Annotated in this window: 26 protein-coding genes; 17 read left to right on the top strand and 9 right to left on the bottom strand. The window is 50.6% G+C overall.

Features of this window, described 5'->3' with window-relative positions; all coding sequences use genetic code 11:
* Positions 1 to 13: 13 nt before the first annotated feature.
* The 7 genes from gspH to AC4MRN_RS00400 are packed head-to-tail and all read left to right on the top strand — an operon-like array spanning position 14 to position 5,076.
* Complete coding sequence (gspH, locus tag AC4MRN_RS00430) at positions 14 to 658, top strand: type II secretion system minor pseudopilin GspH (protein WP_491202176.1); 645 nt, start codon at positions 14 to 16, stop codon at positions 656 to 658.
* Positions 655 to 1,044, top strand: coding sequence for a type II secretion system minor pseudopilin GspI (gspI, locus tag AC4MRN_RS00425; protein ID WP_491202175.1), 390 nt, complete (start codon positions 655 to 657; stop codon positions 1,042 to 1,044). Before gspH ends, gspI begins: the two co-directional genes overlap by 4 nt.
* Entirely contained in the window at positions 1,041 to 1,658 is a 618-nt protein-coding gene (gene gspJ, locus AC4MRN_RS00420) for a type II secretion system minor pseudopilin GspJ (RefSeq protein ID WP_475074059.1), read from the top strand. The genes gspI and gspJ overlap by 4 nt, the downstream gene beginning before the upstream one ends.
* Complete coding sequence (gene gspK, locus AC4MRN_RS00415; RefSeq protein WP_491202174.1) at positions 1,651 to 2,637, top strand: type II secretion system minor pseudopilin GspK; 987 nt, start codon at positions 1,651 to 1,653, stop codon at positions 2,635 to 2,637. Before gspJ ends, gspK begins: the two co-directional genes overlap by 8 nt.
* The gene (gene gspL / locus AC4MRN_RS00410) at positions 2,637 to 3,839 is read left to right on the top strand and encodes a type II secretion system protein GspL (protein ID WP_073317969.1); all 1,203 of its coding nucleotides are present in this window, start codon (positions 2,637 to 2,639) and stop codon (positions 3,837 to 3,839) included. Before gspK ends, gspL begins: the two co-directional genes overlap by 1 nt.
* Complete coding sequence (locus tag AC4MRN_RS00405; RefSeq protein WP_073317972.1) at positions 3,839 to 4,315, top strand: type II secretion system protein M; 477 nt, start codon at positions 3,839 to 3,841, stop codon at positions 4,313 to 4,315. The genes gspL and AC4MRN_RS00405 overlap by 1 nt, the downstream gene beginning before the upstream one ends.
* Entirely contained in the window at positions 4,312 to 5,076 is a 765-nt protein-coding gene (locus AC4MRN_RS00400; RefSeq protein ID WP_491202173.1) for a type II secretion system protein N, read from the top strand. Before AC4MRN_RS00405 ends, AC4MRN_RS00400 begins: the two co-directional genes overlap by 4 nt.
* A gap of 52 nt (positions 5,077 to 5,128) precedes the next feature.
* Here AC4MRN_RS00400 and AC4MRN_RS00395 read toward each other — a convergent pair whose 3' ends face one another.
* The 3 genes from AC4MRN_RS00395 to yrfG form a co-directional block, all read right to left on the bottom strand.
* Positions 5,129 to 5,530, bottom strand: coding sequence for a hypothetical protein (locus AC4MRN_RS00395; protein ID WP_073317978.1), 402 nt, complete (start codon positions 5,528 to 5,530; stop codon positions 5,129 to 5,131).
* A 97-nt stretch (positions 5,531 to 5,627) separates the two neighbouring features.
* Positions 5,628 to 6,158, bottom strand: a complete 531-nt coding sequence (gene yjjX / locus AC4MRN_RS00390) for an inosine/xanthosine triphosphatase (RefSeq protein ID WP_073317981.1) — start codon at positions 6,156 to 6,158, stop codon at positions 5,628 to 5,630.
* A 13-nt stretch (positions 6,159 to 6,171) separates the two neighbouring features.
* The gene (gene yrfG, locus AC4MRN_RS00385) at positions 6,172 to 6,855 is read right to left on the bottom strand and encodes a GMP/IMP nucleotidase (RefSeq protein ID WP_073317984.1); all 684 of its coding nucleotides are present in this window, start codon (positions 6,853 to 6,855) and stop codon (positions 6,172 to 6,174) included.
* A 68-nt stretch (positions 6,856 to 6,923) separates the two neighbouring features.
* Between yrfG and nudE the strand changes: the two genes are divergently transcribed.
* Genes nudE through AC4MRN_RS00370 form a run of 3 tightly spaced genes read left to right on the top strand, consistent with a single transcriptional unit; the run spans position 6,924 to position 8,888 of the window.
* A complete protein-coding gene (gene nudE, locus AC4MRN_RS00380) occupies positions 6,924 to 7,496 on the top strand; it encodes an ADP compounds hydrolase NudE (protein ID WP_073317987.1) in 573 nt (190 codons plus the stop codon).
* A complete protein-coding gene (gene cysQ / locus AC4MRN_RS00375) occupies positions 7,489 to 8,307 on the top strand; it encodes a 3'(2'),5'-bisphosphate nucleotidase CysQ (protein WP_073317990.1) in 819 nt (272 codons plus the stop codon). Before nudE ends, cysQ begins: the two co-directional genes overlap by 8 nt.
* Before the next feature lie 11 nt (positions 8,308 to 8,318).
* Positions 8,319 to 8,888, top strand: coding sequence for a YceI family protein (locus AC4MRN_RS00370; RefSeq protein WP_488801155.1), 570 nt, complete (start codon positions 8,319 to 8,321; stop codon positions 8,886 to 8,888).
* Between the two features lie 84 nt (positions 8,889 to 8,972).
* Here AC4MRN_RS00370 and mdoH read toward each other — a convergent pair whose 3' ends face one another.
* Both mdoH and AC4MRN_RS00360 read right to left on the bottom strand, forming a co-directional pair.
* Positions 8,973 to 10,937, bottom strand: a complete 1,965-nt coding sequence (gene mdoH / locus AC4MRN_RS00365; RefSeq protein WP_491202172.1) for a glucans biosynthesis glucosyltransferase MdoH — start codon at positions 10,935 to 10,937, stop codon at positions 8,973 to 8,975.
* Complete coding sequence (locus AC4MRN_RS00360; RefSeq protein WP_491202171.1) at positions 10,918 to 12,549, bottom strand: OpgD/OpgG family glucan biosynthesis protein; 1,632 nt, start codon at positions 12,547 to 12,549, stop codon at positions 10,918 to 10,920. Before AC4MRN_RS00360 ends, mdoH begins: the two co-directional genes overlap by 20 nt.
* 393 nt (positions 12,550 to 12,942) lie before the next feature.
* Here AC4MRN_RS00360 and AC4MRN_RS00355 point away from each other — a divergent pair, with 393 nt between their 5' ends.
* Entirely contained in the window at positions 12,943 to 13,494 is a 552-nt protein-coding gene (locus tag AC4MRN_RS00355; protein ID WP_073318003.1) for an outer membrane beta-barrel protein, read from the top strand.
* A 43-nt stretch (positions 13,495 to 13,537) separates the two neighbouring features.
* Here the strand turns inward: AC4MRN_RS00355 and AC4MRN_RS00350 are convergent, their stop codons facing one another.
* Genes AC4MRN_RS00350 through AC4MRN_RS00335 form a run of 4 tightly spaced genes read right to left on the bottom strand, consistent with a single transcriptional unit; the run spans position 13,538 to position 17,103 of the window.
* Positions 13,538 to 13,762: a YheU family protein gene (locus tag AC4MRN_RS00350; RefSeq protein WP_073318006.1), complete on the bottom strand. Its 225-nt coding sequence runs from the start codon at positions 13,760 to 13,762 to the stop codon at positions 13,538 to 13,540.
* Positions 13,759 to 14,778: a hydrolase gene (locus tag AC4MRN_RS00345; protein WP_073318009.1), complete on the bottom strand. Its 1,020-nt coding sequence runs from the start codon at positions 14,776 to 14,778 to the stop codon at positions 13,759 to 13,761. The genes AC4MRN_RS00350 and AC4MRN_RS00345 overlap by 4 nt, the downstream gene beginning before the upstream one ends.
* On the bottom strand, positions 14,775 to 15,236 hold the full coding sequence (locus tag AC4MRN_RS00340; RefSeq protein ID WP_370241786.1) for a TIGR02444 family protein: 462 nt from the start codon (positions 15,234 to 15,236) through the stop codon (positions 14,775 to 14,777). Before AC4MRN_RS00340 ends, AC4MRN_RS00345 begins: the two co-directional genes overlap by 4 nt.
* On the bottom strand, positions 15,205 to 17,103 hold the full coding sequence (locus tag AC4MRN_RS00335; protein ID WP_155016411.1) for an ATP-binding cassette domain-containing protein: 1,899 nt from the start codon (positions 17,101 to 17,103) through the stop codon (positions 15,205 to 15,207). Before AC4MRN_RS00335 ends, AC4MRN_RS00340 begins: the two co-directional genes overlap by 32 nt.
* Before the next feature lie 116 nt (positions 17,104 to 17,219).
* On the opposite strand from AC4MRN_RS00335, the gene AC4MRN_RS00330 reads away from it, so the two are divergent.
* The 6 genes from AC4MRN_RS00330 to AC4MRN_RS00305 all read left to right on the top strand — a co-directional run bounded on the left by AC4MRN_RS00330 (position 17,220) and on the right by AC4MRN_RS00305 (position 22,114).
* Positions 17,220 to 17,426: a YheV family putative zinc ribbon protein gene (locus AC4MRN_RS00330; protein WP_073318018.1), complete on the top strand. Its 207-nt coding sequence runs from the start codon at positions 17,220 to 17,222 to the stop codon at positions 17,424 to 17,426.
* Positions 17,427 to 17,477: 51 nt separating this feature from the next.
* On the top strand, positions 17,478 to 17,987 hold the full coding sequence (locus tag AC4MRN_RS00325) for a YgjV family protein (protein WP_370241785.1): 510 nt from the start codon (positions 17,478 to 17,480) through the stop codon (positions 17,985 to 17,987).
* 81 nt (positions 17,988 to 18,068) lie between these two features.
* Positions 18,069 to 18,701 (top strand): OB-fold-containig protein, encoded by a 633-nt coding sequence (locus AC4MRN_RS00320; protein ID WP_073318024.1) that lies wholly within the window; start codon positions 18,069 to 18,071, stop codon positions 18,699 to 18,701.
* Positions 18,702 to 18,722: 21 nt separating this feature from the next.
* Positions 18,723 to 20,471, top strand: coding sequence for a flotillin family protein (locus AC4MRN_RS00315; protein WP_491202170.1), 1,749 nt, complete (start codon positions 18,723 to 18,725; stop codon positions 20,469 to 20,471).
* Positions 20,472 to 20,476: 5 nt separating this feature from the next.
* Entirely contained in the window at positions 20,477 to 21,112 is a 636-nt protein-coding gene (locus AC4MRN_RS00310; RefSeq protein ID WP_491202169.1) for a DUF1294 domain-containing protein, read from the top strand.
* Positions 21,113 to 21,226: 114 nt separating this feature from the next.
* Complete coding sequence (locus tag AC4MRN_RS00305; RefSeq protein ID WP_491202168.1) at positions 21,227 to 22,114, top strand: hypothetical protein; 888 nt, start codon at positions 21,227 to 21,229, stop codon at positions 22,112 to 22,114.
* The last annotated feature ends 65 nt before the right edge of the window (positions 22,115 to 22,179 follow it).

Raw genomic sequence — 22,179 nt, 5'->3', positions numbered from 1 at the left:
CGAATTTACCTCCATGCGCGTGCGTAGCTCCGTTTCTGCTTTATACAGTTTGCCACGCGCTCAGGGCGGCTTTACCCTGCTTGAGGTAATGCTGGTCCTGCTGTTGATGGGCTTAACCGCCGGTTATGTGGTATTTAACGCCTTTGGCAGCGACCCGTCAGAACAACTTGAACGCGAAGTACGTCGATTACAGGTGGTCATTGATATGGCCAGCGATTTTGCCGTGTTGAACCAGCAGCAACTCGGCATCTACTTTGACACCGAAGCGCGCAGTTACACCTTTATGCAGTTGGATGAAGAGGACAACTGGCTGCCCATAGAGGGCAACAAGGTATATGAACCTGTCACGCTCAGCGAGCCTTTTTATTTCACCCTGGCGCTGGACGATTTACCCTGGCAAACCGATGACAGCCTGTTCGACCGCGAGTTGTTCGATGCCACACTGAGTGTTAACGACAAAGAATTGAACATTGGCGAAGAAGCGCCGCCACCACCTCCGCCGCAAATTCTGATTCTGTCGAGCGGAGAAATTACCCCTTTTAGCCTGACCTTCTATTTTGAGCCGGATTTCAGCAACGACTTACCCGCTTACTTTCTGCTGAACAATCACGATATGCCACCACTAGAGGTCGTTGGCCCGTTGGAGCAGTTACCGTGAAGCCGCTTGTGCGCCAGTCTGGCTTGACCCTGCTTGAAGTCATGGTGGCATTATTCATTTTCGCAGTAACCGGCACTGCCATAATGAAGGCCGCATCCGAACACTTAAATGGCGTGGGTCAGATTGAAGAAGTCGCCGTTGCAACCTGGGTGGCAAATAATCGTCTGAACGAGATCCTGATGGAACGCCCCTGGCCATTGAAGAACAATCAAAAAGGCCAGCAGGATATGGCCGGCCGCACCTGGTACTGGACTCAGGTGGTAAAAGCCACCAATGACAGTGACTTTAAAGCCGTTGAAATCAGTGTGAGCTTAAAAGAGAGCCGCGCAGATAATATTACTACCGTGGTGGCTTACCTTACCAAGCCAAGCGAGGTTACCCAATGACGGCGCGTGGCTTTACCCTGATTGAAATATTGATTGCGATGGCCATTTTCACCATGATCGGCCTGGCTTCCACGGCGTTGCTGACTACCGTGATCGACAGTGACGAGGCTTCCACTGAAAAGTTTGCAGAACTACAACAACTGCAGCGCTTTATGCTTACCCTTGAACGCGACGTATTACAGGTCGTCGACCGGCCGGTTCGCGTAGAAGGCGAAGAGAATAAAACCGTCTTTCGCGGCGGCGAGCTGGACGATAGCGATGCCGACGGCATGGCTTTTGTGCGTGGCGGCTGGCACAACCCCAAACTCATGTTGCCCCGCAGCACCCTGCAAGGCGTGGCTTATCGCCTGAAGAACGGCAATATTGAACGTCTCAATACCGTCTATGTTGATAACGTTCTGGGTTATGAGCCTAAAGTCCGGGTTGTACTCAGCGACGTGACTGACTTTCAGCTGGAATTTAATACCGGCGAGAAAGACGGTAGAAATGACGGCTGGCACGACAGCTTTACCGGTGAACGGCTACCCGATGGCATCCGGGTAACGGTAACCACCAAAAAAGGCGGTGAATTTATTCGCACCTTTGCCATTGGCGGAGTAGCCAGCAATGGTTAACCCACGTCGCCAACAAGGCGCCGCACTTTTGATCGTGCTTATGATTGTGGCTTTAGTTGCCATCATCGCCACAGAAATGGGCGCCCGACTTCAACTGCAGGTGCAACGCGCGATCAATATTAAAGACAACAATCAGGCGTATTGGTACGCCGTTAGCGCCGAGGAATTTGCCCGCAAATCAATCGGCACGTTAATGCAGGAAACCGGCGACAAGATTCATTTAAACCAGCCATGGGCAGAAGAATTCGAGTACCCCATGGACAACGGTGGAATCAGCGCAAGATTGGAAGACATGCAGAGCTGTTTTAATCTGAACGCCCTGCCAGACGCCAACCAACAAAATGTCTCAGCCACCGAACCGTCAGAAGCCCTGACTGCCTTTGCCCGGTTGATCAAACTAGTTAATGAAGACATCGACAGTTACACCGTCGATACCATTCGCGATTCACTGGGAGACTGGATTGATGCCGACGACCAAATGCGGGTATATGGTGCAGAAGAAAGCGAATACGCGTCGCGGGAGTTTCCTTACCTGGCCGCAAACAGCATGCTGGCAAGTCAGTCAGAGCTGCGTCTAATCAACGGGGTTGAGCCTCAGTGGCTGGACAGTTTACTGCCCATGGTTTGTGTCATCCCGAGCAGCAACCTGATGTCGATTAACGTGAATACCCTGTCGGAAGACCACGCTCCCCTGTTAGCAGCCTTAACCGGCTTGAGCACCGAACAGGCAAACAGCGTCATTAGCGCCAGGCCCCAGGATGGCTGGGATGACGTAAACGATTTTCTAGCAGAGCCCGATATTACCGCCCTGCAATTAACCACTACCCAAACAGAATGGTTCGCCGTAACCACAGAGTATTTTATTTTACATACCAAGAGCCGTTACAATGAGGCAACTTTTGCCATGAGCTCGGTGTTTAATGCCACCTCAGCAGGTGACGTGAATGTGTTACGGCGCGAATTTGGAGTCTTGAAATAATGGAACAGTTAGTTGTCAGACTTGGCACCACTATGTCCGATCCGGTTCACTGGGTTGTTTGGTCAACGCAGGACCAGGATGTAATCGCCAGTGGCGAACTGCCTGACGCCAGCGCACTGGCCAGCCTCACCGAACGTACCCGGCTGCGTAAAGCGCTGGTACTGGTACCCGGCGCAGACGTGCGTTTGTGTCAGGTAGACCTGCCACCCAAAGCCAATCGCAAAATCCTGAATGCCATTCCGTTTATGCTGGAAGATGAGCTGGCTGACGATATCAGTGAGCTGTTCTTCGCATTTGGTCCGAAGACCGGTAATCAGCAAGCGGTAGCTATTGTGAGCCACGAGGCTGTAGCTCAGTGGCGCCAATGGATAGAAGACGCAGGATTTAGCTGCGACACTATGCTGCCTGACACGCTGGCATTGCCGCAACCTGACGACCAGCATTGGTCGGCCATTGCACTGGGCGAACAACTCATTGTGCGTCAGGGAAGCTGGCAGGGCATGCAGGGCGAAACCGACTTTATGACCAGCGTACTGGCCTTTCAGGCCAAGCAAATACCGGAAGGCGTTACCGTAACCGCGCTTTCAGACATGGATTTACACGCTGTACCCAATATTACGGTAGAGGCTGACGACTCCGGATTGCCGCCAGCGGGTAAGCTGGCAAAAGCCGCATTGTCTGCGTCGTTTAACCTGTTGCAGGGTCAATACAAAGTTAAAAAGCAACACAATCAGGTCTGGCAGTTCTGGCGTACACCCGCAATTTTACTGGGGTTGGTACTGGTGCTAACGATTGGCGAAAAAGTACTGCATTTGCAGCAGTTAGAACAGCAAAACGACGAGCTTTCTGCCCAAATCGATGCTGTCATTAAGCAGGGCTTTCCGGATCTCGGCACCTATCGAAACGCGCGAACACGTATAGAACGTGAAATGCGTGAATTAGAACAAGGCGGCAGTGGCAGCTCACTGCTGGTCATGCTGGCACAACTCAACAACGCCTTTGCCAGCTCTCAGGTCACGCCACAAACCATTCGCTTTGATGCCAATCGCACCGAAATTCGCATGCAAGCGGAAGGCAAGGACTTTAATGCGCTGCAAGCATTCAAACGCGGTGCGGAAGCGGCAGGCTTTAGTGTGGAAGAAGGCGCCATTAATAACCGCGATGACAAAGTCATCGGTACCATGGCAATTAAGGGGGCGTAATGGAGTTTTTAAAGCAGAAATACGCGGCCCTGACCGAGCGCGAACAGCGACTGGTACTACTATCGGCAATCGTTGTACTGATCGGCCTGTTCTACTGGGGGATTTGGGCGCCGTTAAACCAGGGCATCGACCAGCAAACCAAACAACTGAGTAATAACCAAAAACTACTCAGCTGGGTAGAAGAGCAGTCAGCACGCGCCGCTATTTTACGTCGCAGCCAGTCTGGCAACCGCACTTTCAACGGCTCATTACAGCAAGCCGTAACGTCTTCCAGCAATCAGTTTTCGCTGGTGATTTCGCGTATGCAACCGCAAAACGACAACCTGCAGGTGTGGATTGATGAGGCGGTATTTAACGACTTGTTAGCCTGGCTTGATCACCTCGAATCTCGCGGTGTACAAATTGACCAACTGGATGTTACCGAAGCCGACGCCTCGGGCATGATTAAAGTCAGACGATTGGTGCTGAGTAAATGATAAAACAGTATTGGCGATGGATCCACGCCGCCCTTTTCCTGTATCTCGTATTATTAGTAGCGTATTTACCTGCAGCGCAAGTGGCATACCGCCTGCCTTTGCCGAATACGGTAAAACTCGGCAAGGTGTCTGGTACCCTCTGGCAGGGTCACATCGATCGCGTAGTAGTGAACAACATGCCCATTCAACAGGTCAACTGGACGTTGTCTGCCTTACCGCTGTTCATGGGCACCTTGTCGGTAGATTTAGACGCAGGCAATATGCGATCAGCCAATGCCATTGCGTTTAAAGGGCCTCTGGAGGTCGATTTATTGTCTGAAGGGAATCTCACCGCCAGCGACTTTCTGTTGTATTTACCGGTTGACCTTGTACTGGCAGAAGTGCAATTGCCGCTGCCAGTCGATGCCGGTGGCCGGTTTCGCGTCAATGTTGAATCCCTGACGCTGGAGGCGGGTATCTGCTCGCAGATGATGGCCTATGGCGATTGGCTGAACGCGTCAGTAGCAGGCACGCAAGGGCCTATTGAACTGGGTAATTTTTCTGCGACCTTACGCTGCGACAATAAGCAATATATTATTTCCGTGGCAGAGCCCAACGCATTTGGATTAACGCTGGACGCTCAGGCTGCCACCGACTTTTCCACATTTACCGCAACATCGAAATTTAAGCCGGACCCGTCACTTCCTCAGGAAGTTCACGACGCTGCCCAGTTTTTTGGTCAGCCAGACAGCCAGGGCTATATCCACTACGACATTCGCTAATACTGTCTACTCATTCAGGCCCTCAACTGAGGCCTGAATGAGATATGGCGTATCAGCTAAACCACTGCCAGCGGTTGCGGGTTGTCAGAAAGATAAGTAAACCACCAAGTAAACCAAATAACGCACCAACAATGCCAATACCCAGGTAAATATTAATCACAAATGCAATGGCGACAGAGGCGTACATGCCGTACACCGCGTACTTTTTCCAGCTCCAGATCCCTACGGCAATGGCAAAATTAATGACACTCATTACGCCAAGGGCATAGACAATCCCGATTGTTGCCTTCGGTTGGGTCGAAACGATGAGGTCCGGCGCCGAAAAATACATAAATGCAGTGAGCGGGTTGGCGATAAACATCAGAATAAGAAATGTCGATAACCAAAAACCGCGTTTCTTCTGCTCGGGTTGAGAGGGGGCATCAGCAACGTTGTTAGTGTTGTGTTCCTGCATGGTAATTCCTTTACATTAGTCCCTGTTGGTGAGGGTCTCGTTGTCTGTTCGTAAGCTATGATAGCGACACTGGCCGGGCTGAGCTGGCCAGTGACGGTTATTTTGAAAACAGGGTCGTATGATTAAACGGCGACATTGCTAAAATCACAGCCAGTTCATACACGCTTTGCCGGGTGGCCAGATTATTGGTGAGCAGGCCAATTGCCCCACCTTTTTGTTTTACGTTTACGGTATTGAACGTGCGGTCCATGACCGGTCCCAACTCTTCGCCATTAACCAACGCCTGGTAGACACTGTTTGGCAGAGGCAAATTTGCACTGCGGCCGACAGACCACTGTTCACCATTGCAAATCGCCACATAGGCAAACGTTGCCGGGCCATCCTCAAAGTTATCCACGCCACCTTCTATGGCAATATACCAGTCAGCCTTTTCAGCCTGCATACACGCTTTTACCCGGTTGACCGCACCTAAGCGGGTTTCTGCTTCCGTCATGGGCTGTTCAGCCACCAGACTCGGGGCATGCATGCCCAACACATCCTGTTCACCAATGTTACCCAGCACCTGATTCATCGCAATCTGTGCTGCGTTCACTTTTACCGGGTTCTTTGAGCCTACAATCAGTTTCATTCCCTGACTCCTGTTAATTTGTTGGCGGATTATTGCGAATATCGTCGAGAATATCGCGATAGTCAGTCACGGCAGGAAACGTGGTTATCTCTCTTGCCGGTTGCTTGCTATCGGGGTTACTAACAGCGAGTAAGTGTTTAATGCCAAATGTTTTAGCCGCTTCAAGAATCGTCAGGCTGTCGTCCACAAATAGCGTTGTAGCCGGATCAAACCCCAAACGCTGCTGCAATGCTCGCCACAGGTCCTGGGATTCCTTCGTTACCCCGAACTCATGGGTAGATATCAGCGTATCAATGTGCGCGTCGAGCTGAGTATGTTCGACTTTCAGCGACAAACTCCCCGGGTGTGCATTGGTCACCAGCACCACTTCGCGCCCGCTTTCGTGCAGCGCATCCAGAAACGGGAGGGTGTCATCACGCATGGCAATAAGATGCTCGATATCGCGTTTGGCAGCCACTATGTCCATATCCAGATACTTTGCCCAGTAGTCCAGACAGTACCATTCGATTTTGCCGCTTACGCGTTCGTAGTGAGCCAGCATATCGGCCCGACACACTGCCAGTGACTGGCCGGTTTTCTCGGCCAGTTTTTGCGGCAAATGCTCCAGCCAGAAGTGATTATCGAAATGCAAATCCAGCAGCGTACCGTCCATATCCAGCAGAACCGTTTTGATTTCTTTCCAAGGCAGAAATGGCAAGCGCTTTTCCTTTAAATACGTTAATCTTAAGACTGACACTATGATAACGAAAGACTGACCTGAACAACATGAGCAATATTGAAAAGGACAAAACGTTACCGCGGATCCATGAACGCAAAATCGTAGCCGAGAGCCGCTTTTTTCGCGTTGAACGAGTAGACCTGGAGTTTTCCAATGGCGCAACCCGCCAGTTTGAGAGAATGGCAGGTTACAGCCGTGGCGCAGTAATGATCGTCGCCGTCCAGGATGGACATTTCCTGTTAGTCAGAGAATATGCCGCAGGCACCCACTCGTATGAACTGGGATTCCCCAAGGGGCTCATTGACCAGGGCGAAACCGCACTGGAAGCAGCCAACCGCGAATTAAAGGAAGAAGCCGGATTTGGTGCTCATGACCTGCAGGAAGTGCATAAAGTAAATATGGCACCGACGTTTTTTAACGCGCAAATGACCATCGTAATTGCTCATGATCTGTATCCCCAACAATTACCCGGCGATGAGCCTGAACCACTGGAAGTGGTGCGCTGGCCTATCGACCGTGCCGATGAATTACTCGCCCGCGACGACTTTATTGAAGCCCGCTGCGTCGCGGCGCTTTTCCTTGCTCAAAAGTGGTTAAAGGAGCACCCCGACTATGCCTGAACACACCGATGAAGCGCTGTTAAATATAGCCAAAGAAGCCGCTATCGCCGCCGGTGAAGCCATTATGACTCTGTACGACGAAGGCGATTTTGAGAGTTATCAGAAAGCCGATGAGTCACCCGTGACCAGCGCCGATTACAAAGCCAACGAAATCATTTGTCAGCACCTCAAGCTCAATACGCCTGATATCCCGATCCTGTCGGAAGAAACCAAACACGCCAGCCTTGAAGAACGAAGTCAATGGGACCGCTACTGGTTAATCGACCCCATTGACGGCACCCAGGAATTTATCGCACGCAGTGGCGACTTTGCCGTTAATATCGCGCTGATTGAAAACAATCAACCTAAGATAGGGGTGATTTTCTGGCCGCCAGGGCAAAGTCTCTATTATGCCATTAAGGGGCATGGTGCATTTAAAGAGTCACCTGAATCTTCCGGCCCAATTAGTGTGCGCAAGCTGGACGACCCGCATAACAGCGTGGTGATTCTGGCAATTAGCAGACGCCAGCCACGCGAACGTGTGATCGGTAAAATGTGTGCAAAACGGGTGTATCAGACACTGCCACTGGGCAGCTGTTCGTTAAAAGCATGCTTTATAGCTGAAGGAAAAGCAGATGCCTTTATGCGCATCGGCGTGACCGGCGAGTGGGATACCGGCGCTTCGCAATGCATTGTTTCAGAAGCAGGCGGAGCCATTTTTGCGGCTGACTTCGAACCGCTGAGCTATAACCAGCGTCATTCTCTGGAAAACCCGGACTTTGTTGTATTGGGCGACCAAAACGTCCCCTGGCAGGACATCATCCAATATTAAGGAGCGAGTTTATGTTTAAACAATCTGTAGTGTTACTTTCTGGTTTACTTTCAGCGTCAGCGTTTGCCCAATGGACGTTGGATCAGGACAATTCTGCTTTGCACTTCATGTCCACCAAAAACGCGCAGGTTACTGAAGTCCACAGCTTTGACCATTTTTCCGGCAAACTGTCTGACTCTGGCACCTTAACCATCGAAGTGCCTCTGGATTCAGTGAACACCAATATTCCTATTCGCAACACCCGCATGCAGGAAATGCTGTTTGAAGTGGCTAAATACCCTACCGCAACCTTCAGCGCCAATCTACCGTCAGCACTGTTGGATATGGCAGCCGGCACCAGTAAAGCAAGTGTGGTTGAAGGTGAACTGAGCCTACACGGTATGACTGCACCAGTCAGCTTTAACGTAATGGTAAGCAAGCTGTCTGACGATACGATTCAAGCATCAACGGTTTCACCTACCTTGATTGGCGCCGACACCTTTGGCCTGAAAGGCGGCGTTGAAGCATTGCAAAACATCGCGGGTCTGAAGAGCATTACCTTTAATGCTCCAGTAACCTTTAGCGTTACTTTCGAGAAATAACCCCTTCAGAAATAGAAAAGGCGGGGCAGCCTGAGGAGAATTGTCTGCACCCGCCTTTGATTAACTTGTTTTTTTAACTCCCTGTTAAGCAGCAGCCTGCGGCAGAGCCCGTGGAGCAGGCTTTTCTTTGAAGTCCTGAATGGTCATGGGCACCCAATGGGTTTCCGGTAACGCCGGTACAGGCAACGCACCGGCTTCTGCCAACACTGGTTCGCGGTAATTTGCCATGCCCAAACGTACACGCTTAAGCGCCTGACATTCTTTTAACTCGTCATGGATCACAAAGATGCCACTGCGGAAGCTGGCTTTACCCAGACTCAAACTGGACGTAAGGCGAATAATTGGTGCTGCCAGCAGCAGGCCCACCAGCACAGGTGACAACCAGGCAAATAACGCCGGCGTGTAATACGCCGTTACTGAACCCCAGACTAAAGCGGTGAGAGTAGCCACGTGTGAACGCTTGAACGCCACACTCCACGGCACCATGCTGCCCTCACGGGCCTGTGCTTCCCACTTAACAGAGGTGCCCATAAACACACTGAGCACAAAGTAGCTGTGATAGAACATCATCAGCGGCGCAATAATAATGGCCATCACCAGTTCCATTACACCGCCTTTAAGCAAACGCCATGCGCCACCAAATTCATCACGGCGCTGAATAAGTGCCAGCACCAAGCCCAGAATTTTAGGCATAAACAGCATCGCCATGGTGCCCCACATGGTGGCAAACATCAGACCCTGACGGGCAATCTGCCAATCCGGGAACAACTGATACGGCGAACTGAAAAACTGAACCGGAGTCAACGCTTTGATCAGCGCGTCAGCGGTGCCAAACGCCAGCACCATCAACAGCAGCAACGACGAAATATAGGCAAAGGCGCCGAACAAAAAGTGCAGGCGACTGGTGGTCTTCAGGCCTTTTACGCCCAACAAACCCAGGTGTTGAATATTGCCTTGTACCCAGCGACGGTCACGGGTAGCGTATTCAATCATATTCGACGGGACTTCTTCATAGCTGCCGGTAGTCTCTGTTAGCAGATACGCCTGCCAGCCAGCGCGTCGCAGCAATGCAGCCTCAACAAAGTCGTGACTTAAAATATCACCGCCAAACGGTTCTTTCCCGGGCAGGGTAGGCAAGCCACAATGTTGCATAAAAGGCGCGATACGAATAATTGCGTTATGGCCCCAGTAATTGGCGCTGTCGGTTTGCCAGAATGACAACCCGGTAGCCAGCATCGGGCTGTACAAGTGCGCGGCAAATTGCACAAAGCGCGCAAAAAAGGTGTGCTGGCGCACCGGCATTGGAATGGTTTGTACCAGTGCGGTGTCCGGGTTTTGTTCAATACGCTGCGCCAAATCCAACATGCGTTCAGCTGACATAATACTGTCGGCGTCCAGCACTATCATCGACTCGTACTGACTGCCCCAACGCTGACAGAAGTCAGCCAGGTTGCCAACTTTACGACCAACGTTCTTTTCACGACGACGGTAGAAAACCTGACCAGCCGCAGCACCAAGACGTTGCTGTAGCGCTTCCCATGCAGCCAGTTCCGCCTGAGCCATCTCTGGTTTCGTGGTGTCAGACAACATGTAGAAGTCGAACTGTGCGCCTTGTTTACTGTTGAGTAACTCACGCACACAGGCTTCGAAACCCACCATAATACGGCGTGTGTCTTCGTTGTATACCGGCATAACCACAGCGTGACGCTGCGTTAGCGGGGTGTTGGCATTCGGGCTCGGCTGTGCTTTTTGCATACTTAACGGGTCAATGTTAAACAGCTTCAAAACAAACCCGATTGCGGCCGTCCAGAACGACATGGACAACCATAAAAACAGTACCGTGCTCAGCACTAGTTGGGCAATTTCCAACCCGGTTAACTGATTCGGTTTAAAAATTTCGTACAGGCTCCAGGTCGCCAACGAGGTCGTTGGCAACACCAGTAACGCCATGATGGATAGTCGCACACCCTCGCCCCAGGTACGCAGAGAAGCTGCATTAGGCGCACGGTGAGTAGCGTGCGAGTGGGGATTATTTTGCTTGGTAGACATAGTTCCATACCTCACTGACACGTTGGTTATTTTGATGAATGAAAATTCGCATATCGGTCGCTTTATTCCCTTGTGGTGTAACAAGGAACGTGGCTCTCAGCGTTTTGCCACCGTCGACAGGAAATACCCTTACCTGACGAATCGTACCCTGTGCAACACCGGCTTTGACTTCCAGCTTGGCCGGGTCGAAAGTCATGTCCTCAGGCACTGCAAAGTCCACAACAAAGCGTCGGGTCGCCACGGCGTTGTCCTGCTCACCAGGCAACACCGCCGCTCCTTGTCGTGTTCTGATCACGCGGGCAATAGTTGCTTCTGATTCGCCGTCGATAACGCCTTCACCCAATCCGGTCACAGTTGACAGGGTGTAAGCAAAGTAGCGGTGCTCGCCCGCTTTAAACGGTGCTTCCGGCACCCAGTACGCGACGATATTGTCGTGGGTTTCCGAGTTCGTTGGGATCTCCACCAGCTCCAATCGACCCGCCTCAAAACCTTGCTGAGGGGTTACCCATAAACCAGGGCGAATGTGATAGTTCGCTTCGCTGTCCAGGTAATTGTCGAAGGCCGTATCGCGCTGCAATACACCAAAGCCCTTTGGCGCGGTGTCGCGCATAGACGTTATTTGCAGCTGTGAAGGATTTGTCAGCGGACGCCAGATTTGTTCACCCGACTGAGTGTGCAGCAACATGCCATCGCTATCGTGCACCTCAGGCCGATAGTCATCTGGCGTCTTGCTGCTGTTTTCGCCGTACAGGAACATGCTGGTAAACGGCGCAACACCTAATTTATTCACGTCTTCGCGGGCAAACAACCAGCTTTCTACCTGCATAGCTGACTCGCTCCCCGGTGTGATAACGAACTTATACGCACCACTTACCGACGGGCTTTCCAGGCGGGCATACACGGTAATCGGCTCGCCGTCTTTGGGTTCGATCAGCCAGAATTCGGTAAAATGCGGGAATTCCTCACCTTCTGGCAAGCCGGTATCGATCGCCAGGCCACGTGCAGAAATACCGTAAACATGCGACTCACCTACCAAGCGAAAATACGACGCGCCCAGGAACACCGCGAACTCGTCTTTGTATTGTTGGTTCTTTATTGGGTAGTGCACACGGAAACCGGCATAGCCGTTATTTTCTTTGGTAACACCGGCCAGCGGTGCCGCTGTAGCATCGTACTTGAATGCATCACGCTGAAACGGCAAACGAACTGGCTGGTTGTCGCTGCCTACCGTATAAACCGTCACGGGCTGCTGATATAAGAACCCCGGGTGAAAAAACTGTACTTCGTAGTCGTTTTCGCCGCGCCATAAGCTACTTTCAGCATTAAAGCGAATGGCCCGGTATGTTTGATAATCCATATTTTTCAAAGCGTCATCCAGATCGTGATCGCTCGTCTCAAAGTCTTGCGAAGCAGCTTGCTCAGCAGACTCAATGACGCTTTGTAAAATTTTGGCCTGTGGCGGCACACCCTGATAAGCGGGTGCCGGCTCAGCAATCGCCGCGAAACTTGCCATAAGCAAGCATAGGCCAGCGATTGCGACCTTACTATACTGTGAACCTGTTTGTGCCAAATAGCGCGCCGGTCGGGAATCGGCTGTTAGAAAAAGCGCCATGTTGATCTCCAATGTTATGAATTCCTTGCACCTGTAACGTCATAGAGCAATTCCCGATCCAACCCTGTTCCCAACACAGAAAAAATAAACAAAATCCATAAAATTCATTAGGTTAAAAAACGTAAACATTCACTTTTTGTCGCAACTCATAACACCCAAGACCGTGTAACTTATACTTTAGGCCAAGAAAGTGTAGGGAATTTGCAACACTATGCCATGAGATCGTTGTGTGTCTTTCCCGCCGGGAAGCTATATAAAAGCAAGGCAGAGCAAAAAATTACAATCAAGACATTGATTTAATTGTATTTATTTAAATTTAATAGCAACAGATAGCTGGGTTGGCCCGGTGTTTGCGATAGTCAGGGAGATTCATTTGTTGATAAGGAATTTTGTATGAAATTAATCACAAAACTGATGTTAGCCGGCAGCACCCTGCTTTCTGTTTCTCTTCCTGCGTTGGCGGACACGCCGGACTGGCGCTATGTAGAAGGGGGTTACACCCGCTATGGTTTTGACAACAGCAACATTGAACCTGATGGTTTACACGTTGCCGGGAAATATTTACTCGATGGTAATTTTTACGCCAACGGTGAATTTGGCTGGCTGGACGAGTCAGGCTTTGACTTTACTACACTCACATTGGGTGGTGGCTACCGTCTATCGGTGAATAACACCACCGATGCCTATGTAGGCGCAAACTTCGAACGCATTGACGCGGACAACTACGACGACAATGGATACAGCCTGGTGACCGGTGTGCGCTCAATGATTTCGCCAGAACTGGAATTAAACGGTGAGCTGGGTTACTTCGACGTCGACGAAGGCGACATTACGCTGAAAGTAGGCGCAAACTATTACTTCAATCCACAGTTTGCGGTAGGTGCGAGCTACAAATTCATCGACGATGCCGATGTGCTGCAAGTTACAGCGCGTTACGCTTTCTAAACACTCATCGATTCAACGCAGCGTGTTCATTGAATACGCTGTGTTACTCCTCTCCCTGGTAGCGATCTGCTTGCTGAATATCTACCGTTTCATGTAATTCCGAATAGACCAATACCGCCTTGCCACTGCGCAACTGCGCCAGCACTTGCTCCACTTTAGTTGAGAGATCAAATTCCATTTCGCCGTAATCGGTGCCTTCGCGCAGCACGAACTCTTTGGCAATATTTTCCAATGTGTCGGCAGACAACTCACTAATGGGGATGATCATAACGCCGCCTGTAACGGTAAGTAATCAGCAAAAAATCGCTTTACACGTTCATGCATCCAAATGACCGGTTTAACTGGCGTGCCCTGCATAAAGCCGACATGACCACCGTGCTCACTCAGTTCCAGCGTCACTGCAGACGACAGATCTTGCTCTCCCGGCACCACGTTTTCATTCATGAAAGGATCGTCCAGCGCGTGTAAAATTAGCGTAGGGCAGTGTATGCCTTTTAGAAAATAGAACGCACTGCATTTTTCGTAATAATCGTCGGCATCCTGGTAACCGTGCAGCGGTGCAGTAACTTTGTCGTCGAAATCCCGAAACGTATGAATACCCTGAATATCGTGCTGACTGATTTGCAAAATACCGCGGTAATCAATCTTTTGCATTTTCTGCAGCAGGTTATGCTTCATGCTGTTCAGCAGGTACTTCTGATAAACCTTGGAAAATCCCTGATTCACACTGGCAGCACACTCATCCAGCTTTAGCGGCGCTGAAATAGCAATGGCGGCTTTTAAGCCTAGTGCCTGAGGATTCTCCCCCAATAACTTGAGTAACATATTGGCGCCAAGAGAAAAGCCCATGGCCACTTTTGGCAGGGCAGGATAGCGCTCATTCAGCAATGACAGAATAAACGCCGGATCGCTGGTTTCACCCGAGTGATATGCCCTGGGCGCCTGATTAATTTCGCCGCTACAACCTCTGAAGTGCATTAGCACAACCTGCCAACCCGCTTTGGTCAAAAAGGCCATCATGTCGTTGGCGTAATGCGAGTTGATCGACCCTTCCAGGCCGTGAAACATGACCACCATTCCGCTTGGCGATGGCGGAGCAGGCCCCCAGGCCAGGTCGACAAAATCGCTGTCGGGTAATTTCACTCGCTCCATGGTGTAGCGAAGCGGCATGCGTTTTTGAATAAAGCGGGGCCATATGGTTTGTATGTGGCGGTTTCGAGCCCATTTGGGGGCCTGAAAGCTACTTTGTAATATCCGTCCGTGTGAAGAAAGTGCGCGAATCATAGTACTGCTTGTAAGTAGGGGTTAATGTCAGGTTGCGTTGCTACGTGTAAATAGTGCGCCAGACGCTCAATTGGATCATTGATGTCCGTGGTTTCTGTTTCACTTTCAAAAAAACACAATGCTGCCACTAACGCACGTTGTTGTTCTGCTTCCAGTTCCAGCTCAGCTTGCTTCATAGCTTCGTAATTCGGTGAACCTTTTGCCAACCGTCGTTTTTGCCGATGCAACTCAATAGCCGGATTGGTTTGCGCCACCGCGTCCTGCATCGCCTCTCGCGCTGCAGATGAAGGTTGATAGTTATGCTCAATACACCAGCAATACAGCAGCACCAGATTCACGTTAATACCAAACTGGTCCTGCAGCGTCAGACAGGCGTCGGCCACACCGGGTTTACCGTATCTGCTAACGCTGAATTGCCAAAAATCCTCAGGCGTTAACATCATACTCGGCTTTTGCATCTTCTAATGCTTCCTGGGCTTCCAGCCACAACGCTTCTGCATCGTCTAACTTATTTTTGATGCTGGTTTGCTCGTCGAGCAGCTTCATGAGCTGTGGCTTTTGGTCAGCTTCATATAACGCGGTGTCTGACAGGGACGACTCGACGTCTGCCAGTGATTTATTAAGCTTTTCCATTTGCTGTTCGGCTTGCTGAATTTGTTTGCGAAGCGGGGCCGTTGCCTGGCGAAACTCGGCTTCACGCCGCTTTTCAGCTTTGCGATCCACTTTTGGCTTCTCTGAAACCGGCTTGTCTTCTTGCTGTTGCGCTAAGATCCAATCCCGGTAGTCGTCCAGATCACCGTCAAATGGTGCCACTTCGCCTCTGTCTACCAAATAGAAATCCTCACACACCGCAGACAATAAGAAACGGTCGTGCGATACCAGCACCATCGCACCTTCAAACCCTTGCAGCGCCAAGTTAAGCGCATGGCGCATTTCCAAATCCAGGTGGTTGGTCGGTTCGTCGAGCAACAGCAGGTTCGGTTTCTGATAAACAATAAGCGCTAATACCAGTCGAGCTTTTTCACCACCCGACATTGGCGCCACCGGCGCGGTTGCCTCATCGCCATGGAAACCAAAGCCTCCGAGGTAATCACGCAACTGTTGCTCGGTAGCGATTTTGTCCAGCCGCTGCAGATGTAATAACGCCGATGCAGCCGGGTCCAGTGTTTCCAACTGATGCTGAGCAAAGTAGCCCACATTCAGGCCTTTGGCGGTGGTAAATACCCCGGTTTTGGGTTCGTGTACCTGTGCAAGCAACTTGATGAGGGTAGATTTACCCTGACCATTGCGGCCCAGTAACCCGATGCGACTCCCCGGTACCAGGTTTAACTTTACCTGTTGCAACACGATATGGTCGTCGTATCCCAACGTGATCTGTTCCATTTGCACTAACGGATTAGGCAATGCCGTTGGCGTTTTAAATTCAAAGCTAAACTGGCTGGCGTGGTGCGCAGGTAACAGGGTTTCCATGCGCTCTAACTGCTTAATCCGGCTTTGCGCCTGCTTCGCTTTACTGGCTTTGGCCTTAAAGCGGTTAATAAAGGATTCCAGGTGGGCGATTTTGTCCTGCTGCTTGCGATATTCGATGTCCTGCAAGCGAATACGCTCTGCGCGCTGAGTTTCATAACTGGAGTAATTGCCCGTATAAGTCACCAATTTTTGGTGCTCTACGCTGATTATCTGCGCCACGCAGTTATCGATAAAGGCTTTGTCGTGGGAAATGAGCAGTAATGTCCCCTGATAACGCTGTAACCAACGCTCCAACCAAATCACCGCGTCTAAATCCAGGTGGTTGGTTGGTTCGTCGAGCAGCAATAAATCAGACGGGCACAACAGTGCCTGCGCCAAATTAAGACGCATTCGCCAACCACCTGAAAAATCAGTGACCGGCGCACTGAGCTGCGCAGTCGAAAAACCTAAACCATCTAAGATTGTCGCTGCCCGCGCCTCTACGTCATAGGCACCAGCCTGAGCCAACAGGTCGTGATACTTCGCAATAGCCTCGCCGTCGCCAGCCTCTTCCGCTTGCGCCAACTGTTGTTGCAGATTGCGTAAAACCTTATCGCCGTCGATGACGTATTCAATGGCACTGCGCGATACCGCTGGCGTTTCCTGTGCAACACTGACGATCCGCCAGTCGCCCGGCACACTGGCGTCGCCTGCATCCAGCGTGAGCTCGCCGCGTAGCAACGCAAACAGGCTCGACTTACCGCAGCCATTACTGCCAATGAGGGCGACTTTGTGTCCGGGGAACACCTGCGCAGACGCTTCGTCCAGCAGTACTTTGCTGCCGCGCATGAAGGTGATCTGTGATAACTGGATCATAAAACGTTGATTGCCTGTGATATCGCTATTAAGCGCGGTATAATAGCAGAACCCAACGCGGCGATCTTCTTTGTCGTGAGGGCGTATTTCATTAATGAATAATTGTGGTGTGTATTATGAGTAAACGTCAGCGAAAACGGTTTGTTGCCGGTGCAACCTGCCCGAATTGCAAAGCCACAGACACCATTATGCTGTACTTTGAAAACAACGTTGAGAAACTGGCTTGTGTGGAATGTGATTACACGGAATCCCAGCCACAGGCAAATGTGCAGTCTGCAAGTCGTGGTACCGAAAACGTCATTGGCGTATTTAAGCCCGACTAACATCTAGTTTTTAAAGAGTAAGTATTTACTTACAGTCTGGTAATTCTAGTTATGCCTGAATTTAATCTGGCTCAAGCATTTGGCTTGCTAAGCTTTGTGCTTGGCATTTTGTGCTTTTACCAAAAAAACGATCAGCGCCTGCGCATTATGATGGTGGTGATGAACTTAAATCACGCCCTGCATTTTGCGTTGCTGGGTGCGTTTACTGCGTGCCTGAGTGCCTTGCTGTCGGTGGTTCGAACCGGGTTGTCGATTAAAACCCGCTCCCGCACGGTGGCGTATATCTTTATCGTCATGACACTGGCTATCGGATTGTATTTCGCCGATGTGTGGTATGACTTATTTCCTATCATTGGTACCTGCATTGGCACTTATGCGCTGTATTGTCTATCGGGCATAAAAATGCGCCTGGCGTTTTTATGTGGCGCACTGTGCTGGCTCACCAATAACATTATTGTCGGGTCGATTGGTGGCACCATGCTGGAAGCTACTTTGTTGATGGTAAACAGCTTTACCATCTGGCGACTGTATATCCTTAAAAAAGCCCCGGTAACCAACTAATTAACCGGCGTTAAAATTTTTGCCCCAGCCTAAAAAAATGACTACACTGAGTGCCTGTTAGGACCATCAGGGACGGTGGAAATGCTGTCATTTTTTCTTAGCGACGCCAATTTTTGGTTTAGCTGTGCGCTCGGTATTGTTGCAGCACTGTTTGTTATGGAAGTCGTCGGGACGCTTATGGGCATTAGCCTGCTTGGCCTTGCCGACGACCAGGTTGATTTCGACGCCGATGCCGTCGCATCAGCAGGCAGTCTGACCGCACTTGCCAGCTGGTTGTCACTCGACCGCCTGCCACTCATGGTGTGGCTGGTTATTCTACTTACCTCTTTCGGTATCATTGGCATTCTCACCAATATGGTTTCTCAGTCTGCGATTGGCGGACACTTCCCGGTATTTATTGTTGTTACCATTTCGGTTATTGCCGCACTGATCATTACTGCGCGTTTAGGCGGGGTAATTGCCCGTTTATTGCCGAAACACGAGTCGTCTGCCACCAGCTCGGAACAATTAGTCGGTTCCGTAGGTCATATCACAGTGGGCACGGCAAGAGCCGCCAGCCCGGCAGAAGCCAAATTTTTAGATGCGTTTGAACAGCCCCACTATTTGCTGGTTGAACCCATTGAGCCCAAAGACATATTTCAACAAGGCGACAAGGTGGTGCTGGTGAAAAAGCAACACCACAGCTGGCTGGCCACCCGCTATATAGAACTTTAAACCTCAAAGGAAGTAGTAAGCATGGATTCGACAGATCTGAGTAACCTCCCCGCTATTCTGTTTACGGCCGGTGCAGCCCTTATTGCCGCTATCACAGTTGGCTTTTTATTTGCGCGCTTGTATACGCGTGCCACTAAAGAAACTGCGTTCGTGCGAACCGGTTTAGGTGGTGAGAAAGTCATTAAAGACGGTGGCGCCATTGTACTACCGGTGGTACACGAAATCATTCCGGTCAACATGAACACCCTGCGTATTGAAGTGGAAAAAACGCAGAAAGACGCCTTGATCACTAAAGATCGCATGCGGGTTGACGTGAAAGCCGACTTCTATTTGCGCGTAGCGCCGAATGCCAGTGGCATTTCGATGGCCGCGCAAACACTTGGTACACGCACCACCCGTGCCGAAGAAGTGAAAAAGCTGATGGAATCGAAGTTTGTTGACGTGCTTCGTGCCGTTGCCGCTGAAATGACCATGACCGAAATGCACGAACAGCGCGCCGACTTTGTACAAAAAGTACAGCAAAGTGTAGCGAACGATTTGGAGAAAAACGGGTTAGAACTGGAATCGGTAAGCTTAACCGGCTTCGACCAGACCGACTTACAGTTCTTCAATGAAAACAACGCATTCGACGCCGAAGGTCGTGCTCGCCTAGCCAAAATCATTGAAGAAAAGCGCAAAGAAACCAACGACATCCAGCAGGAAAACCGCATTCAGATTGAACAGCGTAACCTGGAAGCGGAAAAGCTATCGTTAAACATCAAGCGTGACGAAGAAGAAGCTAAAATTCTGCAAGAACAAGCACTGGCATTCAAACGCCAGGAGCAAAAAGCAGAAATTTCCAAGCAGCGCGAAGAGAAAGAACAAGAAGAACGTCAGGCAGAGATTGCCAAAGACAAAGCTATTGCTGCGTCACAAATTGAAAAAGACCGCGACATCGAAGCCCGCGAAATTGAAAAGCGCCGGGCTATTGAAGAAGCGCGTATTCAGCAGCTTCAGCAGTTAGAAGTGGCTGAGCAAAACAAGCAAATTGCCATTGCGAACAAGTCGGAAGAAGAATCTGCAGCCCGCGCCAAAGCAGCGGAAGCCGAGAAGCTGAAAGTAGAGAAAGAAGAAGCGGTTACCACGGCACGTCAGGTCGCGGAAGCAAACCGTAGAATGGAAATCGAAGTGATCGACGCCCGTAAAGAGGCAGAGCGTGAAGCGGTTAACATTACCGTAGAAGCCGAAGCCAAACGCGAAGCGGCCATCAATACATCAGAAGCCATTCTGACCGAAGCTAAAGCCTCTGCCGACGCCAAGAAACTGCAAGCAGAAGCCGATGAGAAAGTTTTCGCGGTAGAAGCCGCGGGTAAGAAAGCGTTATACGACGCCGAAAACACGTTGAAAGAAGAGCAAATCGACCTGCAGCGTTCATTGGCTGTACTCAAAGTTCTACCAGAGATCATTGCCAGTGCCGTTAAGCCATTGGAAAACATCGACGGCATTAAAATCCTGCAAGGGTATAACGCCGGCGCGGGTGGCGTAGGCAGCACGCATAACGAAGGCGGTAGCCTGTCTGATCAGGTGACCCGCGCAGCACTGAACTACCGTGCGAATGCGCCGTTAGTGGACTCATTACTTCGTGAAGTAGGCCTGGTAGACAAAGAAAAAGGCACGCTGGAAGACCTGTTACACGGCAATGCCATTATCGATGGGAATTTAACGCCGGCGAACGCCACTGACGATGCCTCGGCGACGGAAGAAACAACTGAAACACCGAAAGCCAGTTAAGTCTTGTGTTTCAGAGTTTGAAACACCAGGGAAAGCTAAGTAACTGGAACGATGCCAAAGGATTTGGCTTTGTGCAGCCCAATGGCGGCGGCCTGCGGGCGTTTGTGCACATCAGCGCCTTTTCGCGTCGTTCCAGACGCCCTGTTGACGGTGACATCATCGTTTATGAAGTAGCCCAGCAGACAGACGGCAAGGCAAAAGCAGTTAACGTCATGTTGCTGGCAGATCATAAATCCGGCCATACCCGTAAACCGAAAACGCACCGCTCCTCAGGCAGCAGTAAACACGCTGTTTTGATCACGTTGGCGTTTTGCATTGCTCTGGTTGCACTGGCCGTACTTCGCATAATACCGGGTGAATTGCTGTTCATTTATGCGGGCGCCAGTTTGCTGGCATTTCTGATGTATGCCTGGGACAAGTCAGCGGCGCAACACGGCCGATGGCGAACCCCTGAAGCCCACCTACAGCTCATTGCCTTGCTCGGCGGCTGGCCTGGTGCGTATGTAGCGCAGCGCACCCTACGTCATAAATCCAGCAAAACCACATTTAAGGTCACATTTTGGTGCATGGTGGCACTTAATCTTGCTGCGCTGAGTTATGTGTTTACCGAGTCAGGGCAGTCGCTGCTACATTCGATTTAGCAGTCAGTGCCTTTCTTTACGAATACTCATTGCTGTACTCCCAAACAGAAAGTAAGTGCCTGGTTGTTTTATAAGCGTACACTTTGCTTACAACACAAATGGAAATAGCGTTATATGAAGGATTGGCTCAACCGAGTTAGTAAAAGTTGGGATGCGGCGAAAGCGGAGCTGGATACCAAGCTTAGGATGGTAAAAGAGCATATAGGCGCTTTACCCGTTATTGTGTCCCTTGAACGCAGCGAGCCACAGGACGTGCAGTACGATGAAAAGCACTACTTTGTTATTCCTAATCACACCTGTGATATTGGCTTTTCATTGCACACCATGCGATCACTGCCATCAGGCTCGCCGGAGATAAATGACCTGCCAAAACGGCGCGTATTTCATTTTCCTAACGAGCATTACGAGGGCGCACTGCGTTTGCATATGGTGGAAACTGCCCGCAGCATGGCTATTGATACCAATAGCAATACGCAAAGCACCCTGGAAAAACTGGCCGACGATATTGACGCCATGGACAGCAAGCTCACTTACGGAATGTTGGCGGTGGGCGCATTAGCAGCAATTTTTAATCCTCTCATCGGCGCCGGCATAGCACTGAAAGCAGTGCTCCCGAGTATTTCAGGCATGTTATCTCGTCATGGATTAAAACCACTTGGAGAAAAAGCCACGCGGGCGCAGATTGAGCAAAAGGCGAAACAGGCCGAAGAGCACGTACTCGCCCAGTTTGCTGCTGCCACCACGCTCAAAGTGACTAACCCTATCCTCAACGAACTGGAATTTGCACTGCGCACCAATGAGCAGGAGCACGATCCGCTGCATGACCCTAATCTGGCAAACGCCAGTTTACCTGCGCTTGAGCATTGTGATTGGCGGCATCTGACGGAAGTGGCTATAAGCCACGTGTATAAAGAGATATTGGCCGATCCAGAAAAGCACGCTAAGGCAAAACTGGGGCCAGAGGACATTCGTTGGCTGCAGGTTTTGTTGGCAGGGAAATAGCCCCTGCCCACAAATAAGGCGTAACTAACAGGGGCCGTGATACTTCCAGCCCCTGCAAATTCAAT

The organism is Marisediminitalea sp. (genome assembly GCF_984433645.1).
This window is presented reverse-complemented; position numbering and strand designations above follow the sequence as displayed.